This window comes from Arthrobacter sp. LFS091 (assembly GCF_047977885.1).
Classification (GTDB): domain Bacteria; phylum Actinomycetota; class Actinomycetes; order Actinomycetales; family Micrococcaceae; genus Arthrobacter.
In genome coordinates this window covers 18,724-32,194 of record NZ_JBFPFP010000011.1, presented here as the reverse complement: position 1 = coordinate 32,194, position 13,471 = coordinate 18,724, and the positions used below count along the sequence as shown (strand labels likewise).

Genomic DNA, 13,471 nt, shown 5'->3' with positions numbered 1-13,471 from the left:
TACACCCCGGTACTTAGTGCCCTTGGAACGCCTCCGCCAGCCACCACGAGCCGCCGTCTGAGGCGATCTTTGCGTCGATGACCAGTGGCCGGTCCTGGGTTCCGGCTTCGTAGGCCGCGATCCATGGGCGCACAGCGTCCAGGTCCGCTACGGTCCTGACGGTGACTCCGTGAGCCCCGAAACCGCGGGCAATCGCGGCAATGTCGGTGTCCGGGAACACCACGCTGGACAGGTCCTCCGGCGAATGGTTCGACGCGAAGTGATGCACTTCGGCCCCATAGGCGGCGTCGTTATAGACGATGCACACCAGCGGCAGCTTCATCCGGACTGCTGTCTCCAGTTCGCTGATGCCCATCAGGAAACCGCCATCGCCGGCCCCCAGGACCGGCAGCCGGTGCGGTTGGGCAACAGCCGCGCCAATTGCCGTGTACAGCCCCAGCCCGATGGCTTGGAACGCTTGCGTGAAGCAGAAACCAAACTCGTCCGGCACCGCCAGGTACTGGCTGGGATAACCCATGAAGTTCCCCGAATCCACGGCCACTACCCGCTCTGTTGGGAGCATGGAATCGAGTTCGCGGGTCAGCACGCGCGGATCAATGGACGTGGCGGTGGAGAGGTCTTCCGTGGCGATATCGCGCCACCGCGCACCCTGTTTGATGGCCAAAGCGTTGGCTTCGGTGCGGTACTTTTCGGCTGATTCGGGCTGTGCTTGCTTGAGCGCCGCCAGGGCATCGGAGGCAGTGAGCGCGGAGTCGCCCAGTACTCCCAGCGTGATGGGCCGGTTGGCGCCCAGCGCAGCATCTTCGACGTCGACCTGTACCACTTTCGCATCGGCAGAAATCAACCGCCCATGGCGCATGGTCCACATGTTCAGCGCGCAACCCCAGCCCACGATCAGATCCGCGCCGCTGATCAGCTCTGCGGTCAGCGGCGAAGAGAACCCACCCGAAATTCCCAGGTTGTGCGGGTCTCCGTTGAACAGGCCGTTGGCTACCGCCGACGTCGCCACCAACGCGCCAGCATGCCGGGCCAACTCCAGGAGTTCCTCCCGGGCGCCGCGCCCACCACGTCCGGCAACAAAGACCGGGCGTTCCGCCGCGGCGATCAGCCCCGCCAGTTGTTCAACTCCGGCGGCGTCCGGCCGCACCTTCAGCGGTTGAGGTACGACGACGGCACCCACCTCGTCTCCGGCGGCTCCACTTTGGATGTCCAGCGGCAAGCTCAGGACCACCGTGCGGCGCTCATTCACAGCAGTGCGGAAAGCCCGGACGGTGTCCGCGACGGCGGTGGCGGGGGAGTGGATCCGTTCCGCGACTGCCCCGACGCTGCGGGCCAGGGCATCCTGGTCGATCTTGAAGTTCGATCGGATCGCGGCGGCCTGGGTATCTGCCGTGAGCACGATCATGGGGGTGCGGCTCTTGGCCGCCTCGCCAACGCCGGTGATGGCGTTCGTGAGGCCACAGCCCTGGTGCGTCGTCACCACGCCAACCTTGCCCGACATTCTCGTGTAAGCGTCCGCCATGGTTGCCGCGCCGCCCTCGTGCCGGGCCGCGGTGAACGGGACTCCGGCCTCCATGAGCGTGCTGGTCACATCGAAATTGCCACTGCCCACTACTCCAAAGACATGCCCGACGCCGAGCTTCGCCAGCGTCCGCCCGACGAGTGTTGAAACCCTTGGCTCCTCGCTCATGCGTGCTCCACCAAGGCGTACACGCGGCTCGGGCTGCCTGTGCCGCCGACGATCGGCAGCGGGGCAACAACCATGGTGGCCCCTGTGACCGGCAGGCGATCCACGTTGCGAAGGGACGTTACCCCGTACTTGTCTGCTCCGAGGAGGAACGAGTGGACAGGGAACATCGGATCCAGTGCACCCGCCTGACCTGCGTCGATGCCCACCGTCTCCACCCCGAAGCCACTGAGTGAGGCGTTGCCGGCCAGCCACTTGGCACCTGCCGCAGAGACCCCCGGAGTGTGCGGTCCGGCGTCGTCCGCGTTGACGAAAGCCGCAGCGTCGGCGCCCCGGACCGACCATCCGGTGCGGAAGACGATCCAGCAGTTCTCCGGGAACGCGCCGTGCTCTTGCTGCCACTGCTCGAAGTGTTCAGGTTCCAGCAGGAAATCGGGGTTGGCAGCGACCTCCGCTGTCTTGTCGATCACCGCGATGGGCCCAATCAGGCGGTGGGGTTCGATCTGGTCCACGGATTTTCCGTCCTTGCCGGTGATCCAGTGGACGGGAGCATCCAGGTGTGTCCCGGCGTGCTCGCCAACGGTGACGTCGTTCCATGCCCAGGCCGGACCGGCGTCGTCGAAATTACTCACTGGCGAGACGGACAGCCCAACCGTATTCGCGAACGGTTGCGGCAGGTTCAGGATGGGGGTTTCGGAGCTGAGCGGGGTGGTGAGGTCGATGATTTCCACCGAGCCATTCGAAAGGGCTGCTGTGAGCCCGGCCAGAACAGACATTGTTCTCCTATCGCTTGCGTGGTTTCAGTGCTTTTTTGATCAATTTTTGTGCCACCAAATGCCCGGAGCCGCCCGACAGTCCCGGCCCGGGGTGGGTGGACGCTCCGATGTGCCAGAGTCCCTTGACGGCAGTTTGGTGTCCTGCCGCCGCGGGGAAGGGCCGCCACAAAAGGTTCTGGAACAGCTCGGCCGATCCGCCATAGGGGTCGCCCTTGACTGCGTTGGGGTTGGTAGCGGCCAGGTCCGTGGGTGCCAGGATGTCCGAGGCGAGGACGGTGTCACGGGTCCCGGGCGCGAACGGTTCCAGCCGGTCAAGAACACGGTCCAGGTAGGCCTGCTTCAGCTCGTCCGTCCAGCCTTCACTGACATCAAGCTTTCCCGCAGCGTCATCCACCGGAGCAAATGGCACTTCCTGCAACTGCAGCCACAGCGTCGCCTTGCCTTCCGGTGCCCGCGACGGATCCAACACGCATTGCTGGCCCACCACCACCGTAGGTTCAGCGGGCAGCAGTCCGGCTTCGGCTTGGGCGCAAGCGATTCCCGTGCTGTCCGAGCCATTGCTGAGATGCACCAAGGGAACCTTGTTCAGGCGCGCGTCCAGCCATTCAACAGGCTTGTCCAGGGCGAGGTGGATCTGCATGGCACCCCGGCCGTTCTGGTATTTCCCAGCCGCCGCGGCAGCAGCGGCGGGTGGCCGGCGGAGGAGCTGCGTGTACAGCGCCTGCGGTGAAACATTCGCCAAGACAGTGTCGGCTGCAACCACGCCATGCGAGGTCCGAACACCCTTAACCGACCCTGCTCCGACAAGGACCTCTTCTGCCTCAGTACCCAGCATGATCTGCACTCCGTTGTCCTTCAGGAGCGACTCGAACGCCGCAACAAACCGCGAAGCACCGCCCTTGACCACCGGAAGTCCAAAGCCGTGCATGCTCATGGCCATCACCGGCAACATGACGCCGCCGGTCGCCTGGTCCGGGCCGAGCCCTGCGTGGAGGAGCCATGGCGACCACAGCTGGTCGGTTTCCCAGCCATCAAAACGGCTGCGGACGTAGTTCCGTCCGCTCATCACCGAGTCCCTGAGGAAGGCTTCAGTCCCTGCCAGCCGGCCCCGCCGCAAGGCCCCGAACGCGATCTTCGCGACCTCATTGAAGGAACGCAGCTCCGCGCCGAAGGCTCCGAAGACCGTCCCGGCGTTGCTGCCCAAGTCATCCAGCATGGCCAAGTACGCAGCCTGGTCCGAGGCGACCTTGAATGCTGCGGCCGTTTCCGCTGGATCCCGCTGCGCAATGACCACGCGGTGGGCTCCGGTGGCCGGGTCCGTCGCTACGCTCGCCGTCACGGGCCCGGTGGTGTTGCAGTACTCCAAGCCCCTGGCCTGCAGTTCCTTGCCCAAGGTTGCGTAAGCGCCGCCGGAAACGAACAGGGGATGCCAGGAGGAGAAAGTGTCGTGGATGAAACCCGGAAGGGTCCGCTCGGATGAGTCGATGAAACCACCCAGCCGGTCCGAGCGCTCGATGACACACACGCGCTTCCCGTCCAGGGCAAGTTCGGCCGCGGCGACCAGGGAGTTGATGCCCGTACCAATGATGGCGACGTCAACGGGATCGTTCATACAGAACCGCTCCTTTCAGGAGGTGTCAGAAATCCGGGTGGTTGGCTGTTGCGTGGTACTTGCCGGCATGGAACACCAGGGGAGCGCCGCCGTCGTGGTTGTAACTCTCCACTTCACCCACATAGATGACGTGGTCACCGGCGTCATGCCGGGAGACTGTCCTGCATTGGAACGTAGCGACGGCGCCGTTGAGGAGCGGCACACCGGCGATGCCCTCGGTGGTCTCCGTCCCCGCGAACTTGTCCGTGGCGGGCGTTGCGAACTGGCGGGACAGGACGTGCTGGTCGCTGGCGAGGATGTTGATGGCGAAGTGCGTGGCATCCTCAAAGTCGCCCAGGCTGGGCGCCCGCTTGCTGGGGCACCACAGCACCAGCGGGGGTTCCATGGAGACTGACGTGAAGGAGTTCGCGGTCATGCCTACCTTCCTGCCGTCGGCGGCAACAGTGGTCACCACGGTAACGCCCGTGGCGTACTGGCCCAAGGCGCCCCGGAAATCGCGGAGGTCGAAGGCGGAGGTATCGTCCTCCTTCCGGGCTTGCATGAAGTCCGCGGCGGCCGTGGGGTCGAACCACCAGGGGTATGAGGTTCGGGGGTCGTCGAAGCCGGCCACAATGCTTGCCGCCAGTGCGGGGTGCTCGGCGGCCTCTGCCAGGAGTGTTTTCTGGTGGTCCCTGCGTGGCTTGAGCAGATCGTTGGTCCACTCCACCGCCCATTGGCCCCATCCGCGCCAGAACTCATCGAAAGTGCGCTCCATCCATGCGCGGTCAAAGGGCTGCTGGCCCCGGCGGACGATTGAGTCAAGGTAGTACTTTGCGGCCAGGGTTGCATTGTTGGAGCCCTGCCCGGTGAGGGGATCATTGAGGACCACGGCGTCGCCGAGGCCGAACACCAGGTCCCCGTTCCCGAGTTCCCCGACGGCGGACCGCACGGTCGGCGTGATGCGCCCCAGGAGCGTGGCCCCGCTATCGGTCAGTTGCGCGTTGGCGAAATTTTCGGCCTCATGCGGGAAGTGCTCACGCAGGATCTGCAGGGAGCGTTCCAGCTGCTCTTCAGGGCTTCCGACGTCGGTCCAGCAGTCCATGGGGCCGCCCACCACGCCTTCGAAAACCATCATGCGGCAGGGGCCGGAGACGGTCAGGCCCGGGAACGTAAAGAACTCGCCGATGCCGGGGGCCATGGACATGCGGATGGCGTCTCCGTGGGTGTCCATGCTGTCGGAAGACGTGACGTAGTTCAGGGCCAAGACCCGCTGTGGGCGATCGAAGGGCGACTTTGCCTTGTCCCGCGGAAAGATCTGGCCGATTTCGCCCTTGCCTGTGCTCACAATGACCAGCTCGTAATCCCGGGCGAGTTCTTCCAGCATGCGCGGGGTGACTTTCTCGATCCGGAAGTCACCGCCGTTGGCAACAAACGTCTCGATCCACAGGGCGCTCTTGATCCGCTGGTCGATGGAACGGGCAGGCCCATCCAGGAGTGCCTCCCATTCAATGGCTTGTTCGGCCCGGACGTGTAGCCGGATCGACCTAATGCCCGGGACGGCCCCCGACTCATAAAATTCCGTGAGCGCCGTGCCCATCTGCGCTTCGGCGTCGAGGGCCGTGGAGAACATGCACTGGCTGGACATGACCTTGCCCGTGCGGATCTGCGCGGCCGAGCGGTCGGACAGCAGCGTCACCTCATAGCCGGCCCGTTGCAGGCCAAGGGCCAGTTGGGCGCCGGATTCGCCGGCCCCGACGATTGCTATTTTTCGCATGGTTGAATCCTTGCTGGCAGGGGTGTGCTACAAAACTTTGGCGGTGGCGAGTTCGGCAAGGTAGCCGGCTGCCTTGTCGGGGTACATGAACCACTCCTGGAATTCCGGTGGATGGTTGAATCCGTTCGCGAACCGGTGGGCGATGGCGGGTTCCTGGTTGGCCGCGCCCAGAAGCTCCAGGACGTGCGGCGGTGGCGGGGCCAGGAGCGCATTGGTCCAGTGTGCAACGTGCTGGGCGTAATCCCAATAGCGCTCGAACGTGGCCTGCATGAACCCGGCGTCGAAGGCGCCACTGTGCTGGACGATGCTGTCCAGGTACGACGCCGCGCACTTGCTGGCGTTGTTGGACCCCTGGCCCGTGATGGGATCGTTGAGAACCACGACGTCGGCCAGGCCCAGTACCTGCCGACCGCTCGGGAGCGTGGCGATCGGGTGCCGGACCGTGGGCGCGAATCGGCCTTGGAGGATGCCGTTGGGATCCGTGAGTTCCACGTCCGTGGCGCGCTCGGCTTCCCACGGCAGGAAAGTCTGCAGGATGTTCTTGGAGTTCGCCAGGTGCTCCTCAGGCGTCAGGCCTTTCCACGTGTCCATCGGGCCGCCGGGGACGCCCTCGAAAACCATGATTTCGCAAGGGCCGGTGGTGGTGAGTGCAGGGAAAACGAAGTACTCCCCAACACCGGGGATGAGGTTGAACGACACTGCCGAGTAGTCTTCCCGTGGTGTCAGGCCCTTCACGTAGGTCAAGGCCAACGCCCGCTGCGGTGCGTCATAGGTGCTGCGTTCGGCGTCGCGGGTGAAGAGCTGCGCGATCTCGCCCTTGCCGGCGGCCACGATCACCAGGTCCGAGTTCAGCGTGTACCTTTCCAGCTCGTCAACCCCCGCATCTTCGAAGACCAGCTCGCCGCCGCGCGCCACGAACTCTTCCATGAAGCGCGGGAACTTCACCCGTTGGTCGATCGACTTGGCGTGATTGTCCAGGCGGGAGGCCCAGCTGATGGCCTTCTCGCCAGGCACCTCGGGGTGGGGGATGGTGAATGAGATCCCGTCCACGGTGGGTGCGTCCGGCCAGAAATCCAGCCCCAGCGCCCGCTCATTTTCCAAGGCGTCATGGAAGATGCACTGGCTGGAAGCGACTTTGCCGTCCCGGATTTGTTCGGGTGTGCGGTTGGAAATCGTGGTGACCTGGAAACCGGCGTCCAGCAGGCCGATGCCCAGCTGTAGTCCGGACTGGCCGGCGCCGACGATGGTGATGTGGCGTTGCGTCATGGTGGTGTCCTCTTCTGTTGGTTCGGATCGCTGTTGTCAGTTGGCTGCGAGCAGCGGGATGGTCTCTTCGGCGCGTTCGGGCCCCAAAGCGGAGTAGCCGCCGTCGACCGCCCAATCGGCTCCCGTCACGAAACTGGCCTGGTCGCTTGCAAGGAAGGCGACGACGTCGCCCACCTCGTGCGGACGGCCGACCCGCCCCAGTGCGTGGAACGGGGCCGCGACGGAGTCCGTCTTTTCCAGGCTGCCGTTGCTCAGGGAGTCCATGATGTTGCTCCATACCCAGCCCGGGCTGACGGAGTTCACCCTGATGCCGTCGGCCGCGAAGTCCACGGCCATGCTGCGGGTGATCTGGACCAAGGCTGCCTTGCTGGCCGGGTACAGCCAGCGGCCGGTCTGGGCTACGGAGCTGGAGATGGAGGTGAAGTTGATGATGGCTCCGTGCCCGGATTTTGCCAGGTGAGGCCGGGCCGTGTTGGCCGCCATTACCGCGCTCACCAGGTTGACGTTGAGGGCTTCGAGCCAGTCGGCCCTGCCGGAGGATGCGCCGTCGTCCTTGTAGGTGCAGGCGAGGTTTACCAGGATGTCCAGGCCTCCGTGCTCCCTGGCAGTGTTCTCTACGAGTTCCGTGACGGCGGCGTCGTCCGTGATGTCCGTGTGGGAGTAGTGGATACTTTCGCCGAGCTCCTTGGTGACCATTCCGCCGTCGGGCGCTATGTCCGCAACCACCACGGTGGCGCCGGCATCCCGCAACGCGGTAACCACTCCCTGGCCTACCTTGGTGACGCCCCCGGTGACGATTGCCGTCCTGCCCTTCAGTGCTGACATGGCTTGAGCCTTTCCTTGGTGGATTGTTGCGGAATTATGACGTGCGTCATATTTGTTCTGGTTGCGACTCTAGGTAGCGCGTGGCCGCGTGAATATCCGTTAGGCGCAGGCATCATCCGGATTACGCAGGCTCGTCTTCTTCCTCGTGCCAGCCCACCCACGCCGCTGATGTCAGCCGCGCTTCCCTTGCCAGGAGTTCCGCGGCCCACAAGTCAAAGTGGTTCACGTCCCGCTCTTCGCGACGATCGTGTACGAGCTTGATGTTCTTCACTTTCCCCACCTGCCTTTCGAGCGTTGTTTCGGTGCTGTGAGCTGGGTCATACTTGTCCTAAAAGCGACTCTAGACAGCCGCTGCACTCCGGAATATCCACATGGCGCGGGGATCATCCGAAAGGCGAAAGCTGCAAAAAACCCTGTGAAGTAGGTGGCGGATGGTGAGGATTCTTCCCCGGGACGTTCTGCGGGGACGACCGACAATGGCCACCAAGGACGTGGACGAAGCCCACGCGAAGATTGCCGAACTGTTCTGCAGCCACGAGCTGGCGCCGCGGACCAGGACATCCGCCGTGGCATGAAGTTGCGGTCCCTTCATCGGGCCGATGTTGGAATCGAGTTCCTGGATTACGGCGCGGACGTCCGAATCGACCCCGAGGGCTTGCAGGATTTCCACCTTGTGCAGATTCCGTTGGCGGGCCATGCGACCATGCAGGTGGGGTCCACCATTGTGGAGTCCAGTCCCACTATGGCCAGCGTCCCTCCGATCGATAAGCCGTTCTCCATGAGCTGGGACGGTGGCAGCCCGCACCTGATCGTCTATGTGCGCCGCCCGGCCTTGGAGCGCGTCGCCGGGCAGTTGTACGGCGATGGGGCCGTGGACCTGGGGTACGGTATGGACCTTAGCGGTGGGGCGGGTCGCGCCTTCCTGAGGGCCGTCGTCGAACTTCACGACGATATGATCAGCCGGCCGGCTAGTGCCGCTCCTGTGTTTGTCCAGGGGCTCCTGACGGACAGCATGGTGTCGCGTTTGCTGATGGCCATGGAACGCCCAGGTGACGACGTCCGCGATCCCGAAGCCGAGAGCAGGCTGGTGCGTGAGTGCCGTGAGCTACTGGAGCGCCACGCCTTCGAAGAACTCACCGTCCCGGACATTGCGGAATGCCTGGGCGTGTCCGTCCGGACCCTGCAAACCGCGCTCAGGGCGGAGACCGGCGCAACGCCCTCGGAGCTGCTCCGCAGTATCCGGTTGGACCGGGCCCGGGAGATGCTGCTGGAGGCCGACCCGCGCGAGCAGAGCGTCACGGCGGTCGCGGAGTTGTGCGGATTCACGCATCAGGGCCGTTTCTCGGCCTTGTATCTGAAGACTTTCGGCGAGCTGCCGTCGGAGAGCCTGCGTCGGTGAGTTGGCCAGCGAGCTACGCCTCCAGCACGTACGTCTTCAGGTCGTCCAGCGTCTGCTGCATGTGGGCGTCCATGGCGAGCCGGGCCTCGTTGGGATTCCGTGACTCCAAGGCGGCGGCTATCTTCCGGTGGTGCCCGATTGCGTGTTCCTGGATTTCGGGGAATGCCGAGGTTTCCGTGCGTCGGGCTTCAAGGACACGGTGCAGGGGTTCGAACAGGACGGCCACAAACACGTTGCCGGAAGCATGGAGGATCACGTCATGGAAGGCGAGGTCGGCTTCCACAAATCCGCCGAGGTCGTTGACTTCGTGTGCGGATTGCATCTTTTCCACGTGCTCCCTGAGGGCCGCGAGTTCATCGTCCGAAATCCGTTCGGCGGCCAGCTCGCAAGCGCCGGTCTCGAGCATCCGACGAAGCTCGATCAGCTGGATGGCAGCCGCGGCGTCCTTGGTTCCTTCGGAAGCTGCGCGCAAGACAGCTTCGAGTGAGGCCCACTGATTCAAGGGATTCACGAACGTGCCACGGCCTCGCTCCACGCTGAGGATCCGCTGCGCTTCAAGGGTCTTCATGGCTTCACGCACGGTCATGCGGCTCACCTCATGCTTGGCGCTGAGTTCCAGCTCGCCCGGGACCACCGTTCCGGGCGGGAATTCGCCCGCCACAATGCGGTCCAGCAACTCATCAGCTACGACGCCGACCAGCGACTTGCGTGCCATATTTCCCCGTTTCCTGTCCTTCGCTCCGCCCGGCGCCCTGTGGATTTTCCCGCGGGACCGGATGGATGTCAGACATCTTACGCTGGCGGCTGCCAGCTCGTTCTCCAAAACCCGTGCAACGCTTGGGCACATTCATCCGGCCGTTCCCAGTGAACACTGTGGCCCGCATCGGGAATGGTCTTCAGTTTTCGGTTGCGTTCTGCAGCCACGAATTCACGCATCTGGTCGATGGAACGCACCCGGTCCCCGGTTCCGGCGATGACCAGCAAGGGCGCCTGGACGCGCCCGGGTACTGACGGTTCGACGCCGGATATCGCCGCCAGCGCGCTGGCGGACAGCACCGGGAAGGGTACGTCGAAGCCTTTGCCCAGCCGTGCCATCTCGTCGTCGGTCAGCGGCCTGTACCACGCATTCATGAGCTTCGCCTTGGTGGCCGCGTCGAAGAATCCTTGTTCCAACTGGGACACCAACATGGCCCTGAATCCCTCATTTGGCGGGGCTGGCACCATTCCCACCAACGCAACCGTCGCCACCAGCTCCGGATAGTTGGCCGCAACCGTCAGTGCGACGCTTCCGCCCATGGAGTGCCCTACCAGATGCACCGGCTTGCCGCCGCGTTTCTTGATGGCCGCCGCAACGGATTTCGCGGCCGAGTCCAGTGTCCAGTCGAAGCCGGACAACTCCTCACCCGGGTGGTACCCGGGGAGATCCAGAATCCAAGCCGGCCGGCCGCCGTCGAGCAGTTTCTCGGCTAGGGGTTCCCAGTACGACGAACTGGATGCCCAGCCGTGGATCAGTACTGCCGGCACGTGATCGCCGGCGTCGGCAGGCGTGCGAACGTCCACGAAGGGGAGCGGAACCGCACTGTCAGCCATGGCCCCAGCCTAGTGACGCAGGGCATCTTGCGCAGGGAAGAGCTGTGTGTCACACTGGCATTCAAATGTTAGATGTCTGACATCTTACATTCACCAAACAGCAACAGAGATTTCCCACGATGGAGTGCAAAGTGACTTTTGAAGCCGACGTTCTGGCCGCTTTCCCCGCGGAAGTTCAGATCCCCGCGCAGCTCGTGGCCGACGCCGTTGCAGCGTCCTCCGCCGTTGCCCCGAAGATCCTGGTGGTCCTCGACGACGACCCCACCGGCACGCAGTCCGTCGCAGACCTCGCGGTCCTCACCCGCTGGGATGTCCAGGACTTCACGTGGGCCTTCACCCACATCAGTGAAAACAACACCAAGCCTGCCGTCTACGTCCTCACCAACACCCGCAGCCTGGACCCCGCCGAAGCCGCATCCCGTAACGAAGAGGTCGTGCGCAATGCATTGGCCGCGGCCGGACTGGCCGGTGTGAAGCTCGGCTTCGTCAGCCGCAGCGACTCCACCCTCCGCGGCCATTACCCGTTGGAGCCCGACGTCATCGCCGCTACCGTCGCCGCTGAAACCGGTGAAGCAACCGACGGCGTAGTCATCGTTCCTGCCTTCCCCGACGCCGGCCGGGTCACCATCGGCGGTGTGCACTACATGCGCGGCGATGCCGGATCGCTCACCCCGGTGGCGGAGACGGAATTCGCCAAGGACGCAAGCTTCGGCTTCGCCAACTCGGAGATGGCCAAGTATGTGGAGGAGAAGTCGCAGGGCCGCTTCGCTGCAGAAAGCGTGATCGTCCTGGACCTGAACATCATCCGCGCCGGTGCCTCCGCCCAGGACCCCGCCATTTCCGCGAAGGCCATCGCCGACGCCTTGGAGTCTGCCACCAACTCCACCCCGATCGTGGCCGACATCGTCACCGAGAACGACTTCCGTGCCTTGGCCTTGGGCCTGGGAGAAGCTGAACGACGCGGCAAGAAGCTCCTCTACCGCGTTGGTCCGCCGTTCGTCCGTGGCCGGATTGGCCAGGAGATCCGCGCGGCCCTCACCGCCGAGGAAGCCTACGCCGGCAACACTCCCTCTACTGCAGGCGGCTTGATCGTTGTGGGCTCCCATGTGGGCGTCACCACCCGCCAGCTCAACGACCTCACCGCAGAGCACAGCTCGGCGCGGACCATCGAAATCGATGTAGAGCGGCTGCTCGGTGCGGAGGCCGAACCCTACATCGGAACCGTCGTGTCCGACGTCGTCAGCGCTCTTCGCGAAGGCGACGTGATCGTCCACACCAGCCGCCTCCTCATCAAGACCGACGACGCCGCGGCAAGCCTGAAGATCGCCCGCACCGTCTCCGCCGCCGTCGTGGCCGTGGTGAACCGCACGCTCAAAACGTTCCCGCCTCGATTCGTTATTGCCAAGGGCGGCATCACGTCCTCGGACGTCGCGGCGCACGGCCTGGAAATCCGCCACGCAATCGTCCGAGGGCCCATGCTTCCGGGCATCGTCTCGCTCTGGGAGCCGGTGGATGGTCCCGCGAAGGGCATCCCGTACATCGTCTTTGCCGGCAACGTCGGCGACGACCAATCCCTGACCCAGGTCACCCGCAAGCTCAGCGCCACCTTCTAACAGCAAAATTTCAATGGAGAACACCATGACCAGCAGCAACTACACCGTCACCGTCCTGGGCCTCGGCGCCATGGGCCTGCCCATGGCCACCCGCCTCGCGTCCGAGCTGACCGTCCACGGCTTCGACATCGCCGAGCCCCGCCTGGAACTTGCCGCAGCCGCCGGCATCAAGACCTTCGCCTCGGCCCGCGAAGCGTCCCAGGACGCCGACGCCCTGCTCCTTGCAGTCCGCAACGGCGAGCAGCTCAACGATGTCCTCTTTGGCGAGAACGGCGTTGCGTCGGTACTGAAGCCGGGCGCCGTCGTGATCCTCGGCAGCACCGTTGGCACCGAAGCCATCCCGGCCACCGTTGCCAAGCTCGCTGAATACGGCGTGGCCCTGGTGGACGCTCCACTGTCCGGCGGCCCTAAGCGCGCAGGCGAAGGCGACCTGCTGATCGTCGTCGGTGCAGAGCCCGAGGCACTCGAAAAGGCCCGGCCCGCCTTGGAACTGCTGGCTTCCACCCTGAGCATCGTCGGCGACAAGCCCGGTGATGGACAGGCACTCAAGACCGTCAACCAGCTCCTGTGCGGTGTCCACATCGCCGCCGCTGCCGAGGCCATGGCCCTCGCCGACGCCCTCGGACTGGACCAGGCCAAGACCCTGGCCGCACTGGAAGCCGGCGCTGCCGGTTCCTTCATGCTCTCCAACCGCGGCCCGCGCATCCTCGAGGCCTACACGGAGGACGGAGCCGAGGTCCTCAGCCGCCTGGACATTTTCGTCAAGGACATGGGCATCGTGGGCAAGGCAACCCGCGCCGCAGGTCTGGCCGCACCGGTTGCCGCAGCTGCTGAACAGCTCTACTTGCTCGGCCAGGCCCAGGGCCTCGCCGCCGCAGACGACTCCGCCGTCATCAAGGTTGTCGCGCCCACCAAGCGCACCGCCTAACCACCCCAGATAACCCGCGACG

Annotated in this window: 12 protein-coding genes; 3 read left to right on the top strand and 9 right to left on the bottom strand. The window is 64.6% G+C overall.

Going from position 1 to position 13,471, the window contains the following annotated elements:
- Positions 1-13: 13 nt before the first annotated feature.
- The 7 genes from ACNQOP_RS18885 to ACNQOP_RS18855 all read right to left on the bottom strand — a co-directional run bounded on the left by ACNQOP_RS18885 (position 14) and on the right by ACNQOP_RS18855 (position 8,190).
- Positions 14-1,690, bottom strand: coding sequence for a thiamine pyrophosphate-binding protein (locus tag ACNQOP_RS18885; RefSeq protein WP_416405435.1), 1,677 nt, complete (start codon positions 1,688-1,690; stop codon positions 14-16).
- Positions 1,687-2,463, bottom strand: coding sequence for a cyclase family protein (locus tag ACNQOP_RS18880; protein ID WP_416405434.1), 777 nt, complete (start codon positions 2,461-2,463; stop codon positions 1,687-1,689). The genes ACNQOP_RS18885 and ACNQOP_RS18880 overlap by 4 nt, the downstream gene beginning before the upstream one ends.
- 7 nt (positions 2,464-2,470) lie before the next feature.
- Positions 2,471-4,075, bottom strand: a complete 1,605-nt coding sequence (locus ACNQOP_RS18875) for a phytoene desaturase family protein (RefSeq protein ID WP_416405433.1) — start codon at positions 4,073-4,075, stop codon at positions 2,471-2,473.
- Between the two features lie 25 nt (positions 4,076-4,100).
- Positions 4,101-5,828 (bottom strand): flavin reductase, encoded by a 1,728-nt coding sequence (locus ACNQOP_RS18870; RefSeq protein WP_416405432.1) that lies wholly within the window; start codon positions 5,826-5,828, stop codon positions 4,101-4,103.
- Between the two features lie 27 nt (positions 5,829-5,855).
- Positions 5,856-7,094 (bottom strand): styrene monooxygenase/indole monooxygenase family protein, encoded by a 1,239-nt coding sequence (locus ACNQOP_RS18865; protein ID WP_416405431.1) that lies wholly within the window; start codon positions 7,092-7,094, stop codon positions 5,856-5,858.
- A gap of 36 nt (positions 7,095-7,130) precedes the next feature.
- A complete protein-coding gene (locus tag ACNQOP_RS18860; protein WP_416405430.1) occupies positions 7,131-7,919 on the bottom strand; it encodes an SDR family oxidoreductase in 789 nt (262 codons plus the stop codon).
- Positions 7,920-8,040: 121 nt separating this feature from the next.
- Positions 8,041-8,190: a hypothetical protein gene (locus ACNQOP_RS18855; protein ID WP_257370268.1), complete on the bottom strand. Its 150-nt coding sequence runs from the start codon at positions 8,188-8,190 to the stop codon at positions 8,041-8,043.
- 300 nt (positions 8,191-8,490) lie between these two features.
- Here ACNQOP_RS18855 and ACNQOP_RS18850 point away from each other — a divergent pair, with 300 nt between their 5' ends.
- Entirely contained in the window at positions 8,491-9,318 is an 828-nt protein-coding gene (locus ACNQOP_RS18850) for an AraC family transcriptional regulator (protein ID WP_416405429.1), read from the top strand.
- 13 nt (positions 9,319-9,331) lie between these two features.
- Here the strand turns inward: ACNQOP_RS18850 and ACNQOP_RS18845 are convergent, their stop codons facing one another.
- Together ACNQOP_RS18845 and ACNQOP_RS18840 are read right to left on the bottom strand one after the other, a co-directional pair.
- A complete protein-coding gene (locus ACNQOP_RS18845) occupies positions 9,332-10,033 on the bottom strand; it encodes a FadR/GntR family transcriptional regulator (protein ID WP_416405428.1) in 702 nt (233 codons plus the stop codon).
- A gap of 77 nt (positions 10,034-10,110) precedes the next feature.
- Positions 10,111-10,908 carry an alpha/beta fold hydrolase gene (locus ACNQOP_RS18840; protein WP_416405427.1) on the bottom strand — a complete coding sequence of 266 codons (798 nt, stop codon included), beginning with the start codon at positions 10,906-10,908 and terminating at the stop codon, positions 10,111-10,113.
- Positions 10,909-11,039: 131 nt separating this feature from the next.
- On the opposite strand from ACNQOP_RS18840, the gene ACNQOP_RS18835 reads away from it, so the two are divergent.
- Both ACNQOP_RS18835 and ACNQOP_RS18830 read left to right on the top strand, forming a co-directional pair.
- Positions 11,040-12,521, top strand: a complete 1,482-nt coding sequence (locus ACNQOP_RS18835; RefSeq protein ID WP_416405426.1) for a four-carbon acid sugar kinase family protein — start codon at positions 11,040-11,042, stop codon at positions 12,519-12,521.
- 25 nt (positions 12,522-12,546) lie between these two features.
- Entirely contained in the window at positions 12,547-13,449 is a 903-nt protein-coding gene (locus tag ACNQOP_RS18830; protein ID WP_349470828.1) for an NAD(P)-dependent oxidoreductase, read from the top strand.
- Positions 13,450-13,471 lie beyond the last annotated feature (22 nt).

What these genes read in the sequence shown, in the direction of transcription:
- ACNQOP_RS18885 (WP_416405435.1), bottom strand. Translation starts at nt 1,690, where the DNA reads ATGAGCGAGGAGCCAAGGGTTTCAACACTCGTCGGGCGGACGCTGGCG.
- ACNQOP_RS18880 (WP_416405434.1), bottom strand. Translation starts at nt 2,463, where the DNA reads ATGTCTGTTCTGGCCGGGCTCACAGCAGCCCTTTCGAATGGCTCGGTG.
- ACNQOP_RS18875 (WP_416405433.1), bottom strand. Translation starts at nt 4,075, where the DNA reads ATGAACGATCCCGTTGACGTCGCCATCATTGGTACGGGCATCAACTCC.
- ACNQOP_RS18870 (WP_416405432.1), bottom strand. Translation starts at nt 5,828, where the DNA reads ATGCGAAAAATAGCAATCGTCGGGGCCGGCGAATCCGGCGCCCAACTG.
- ACNQOP_RS18865 (WP_416405431.1), bottom strand. Translation starts at nt 7,094, where the DNA reads ATGACGCAACGCCACATCACCATCGTCGGCGCCGGCCAGTCCGGACTA.
- ACNQOP_RS18860 (WP_416405430.1), bottom strand. Translation starts at nt 7,919, where the DNA reads ATGTCAGCACTGAAGGGCAGGACGGCAATCGTCACCGGGGGCGTCACC.
- ACNQOP_RS18850 (WP_416405429.1), top strand. Translation starts at nt 8,491, where the DNA reads ATGAAGTTGCGGTCCCTTCATCGGGCCGATGTTGGAATCGAGTTCCTG.
- ACNQOP_RS18845 (WP_416405428.1), bottom strand. Translation starts at nt 10,033, where the DNA reads ATGGCACGCAAGTCGCTGGTCGGCGTCGTAGCTGATGAGTTGCTGGAC.
- ACNQOP_RS18840 (WP_416405427.1), bottom strand. Translation starts at nt 10,908, where the DNA reads ATGGCTGACAGTGCGGTTCCGCTCCCCTTCGTGGACGTTCGCACGCCT.
- ACNQOP_RS18830 (WP_349470828.1), top strand. Translation starts at nt 12,547, where the DNA reads ATGACCAGCAGCAACTACACCGTCACCGTCCTGGGCCTCGGCGCCATG.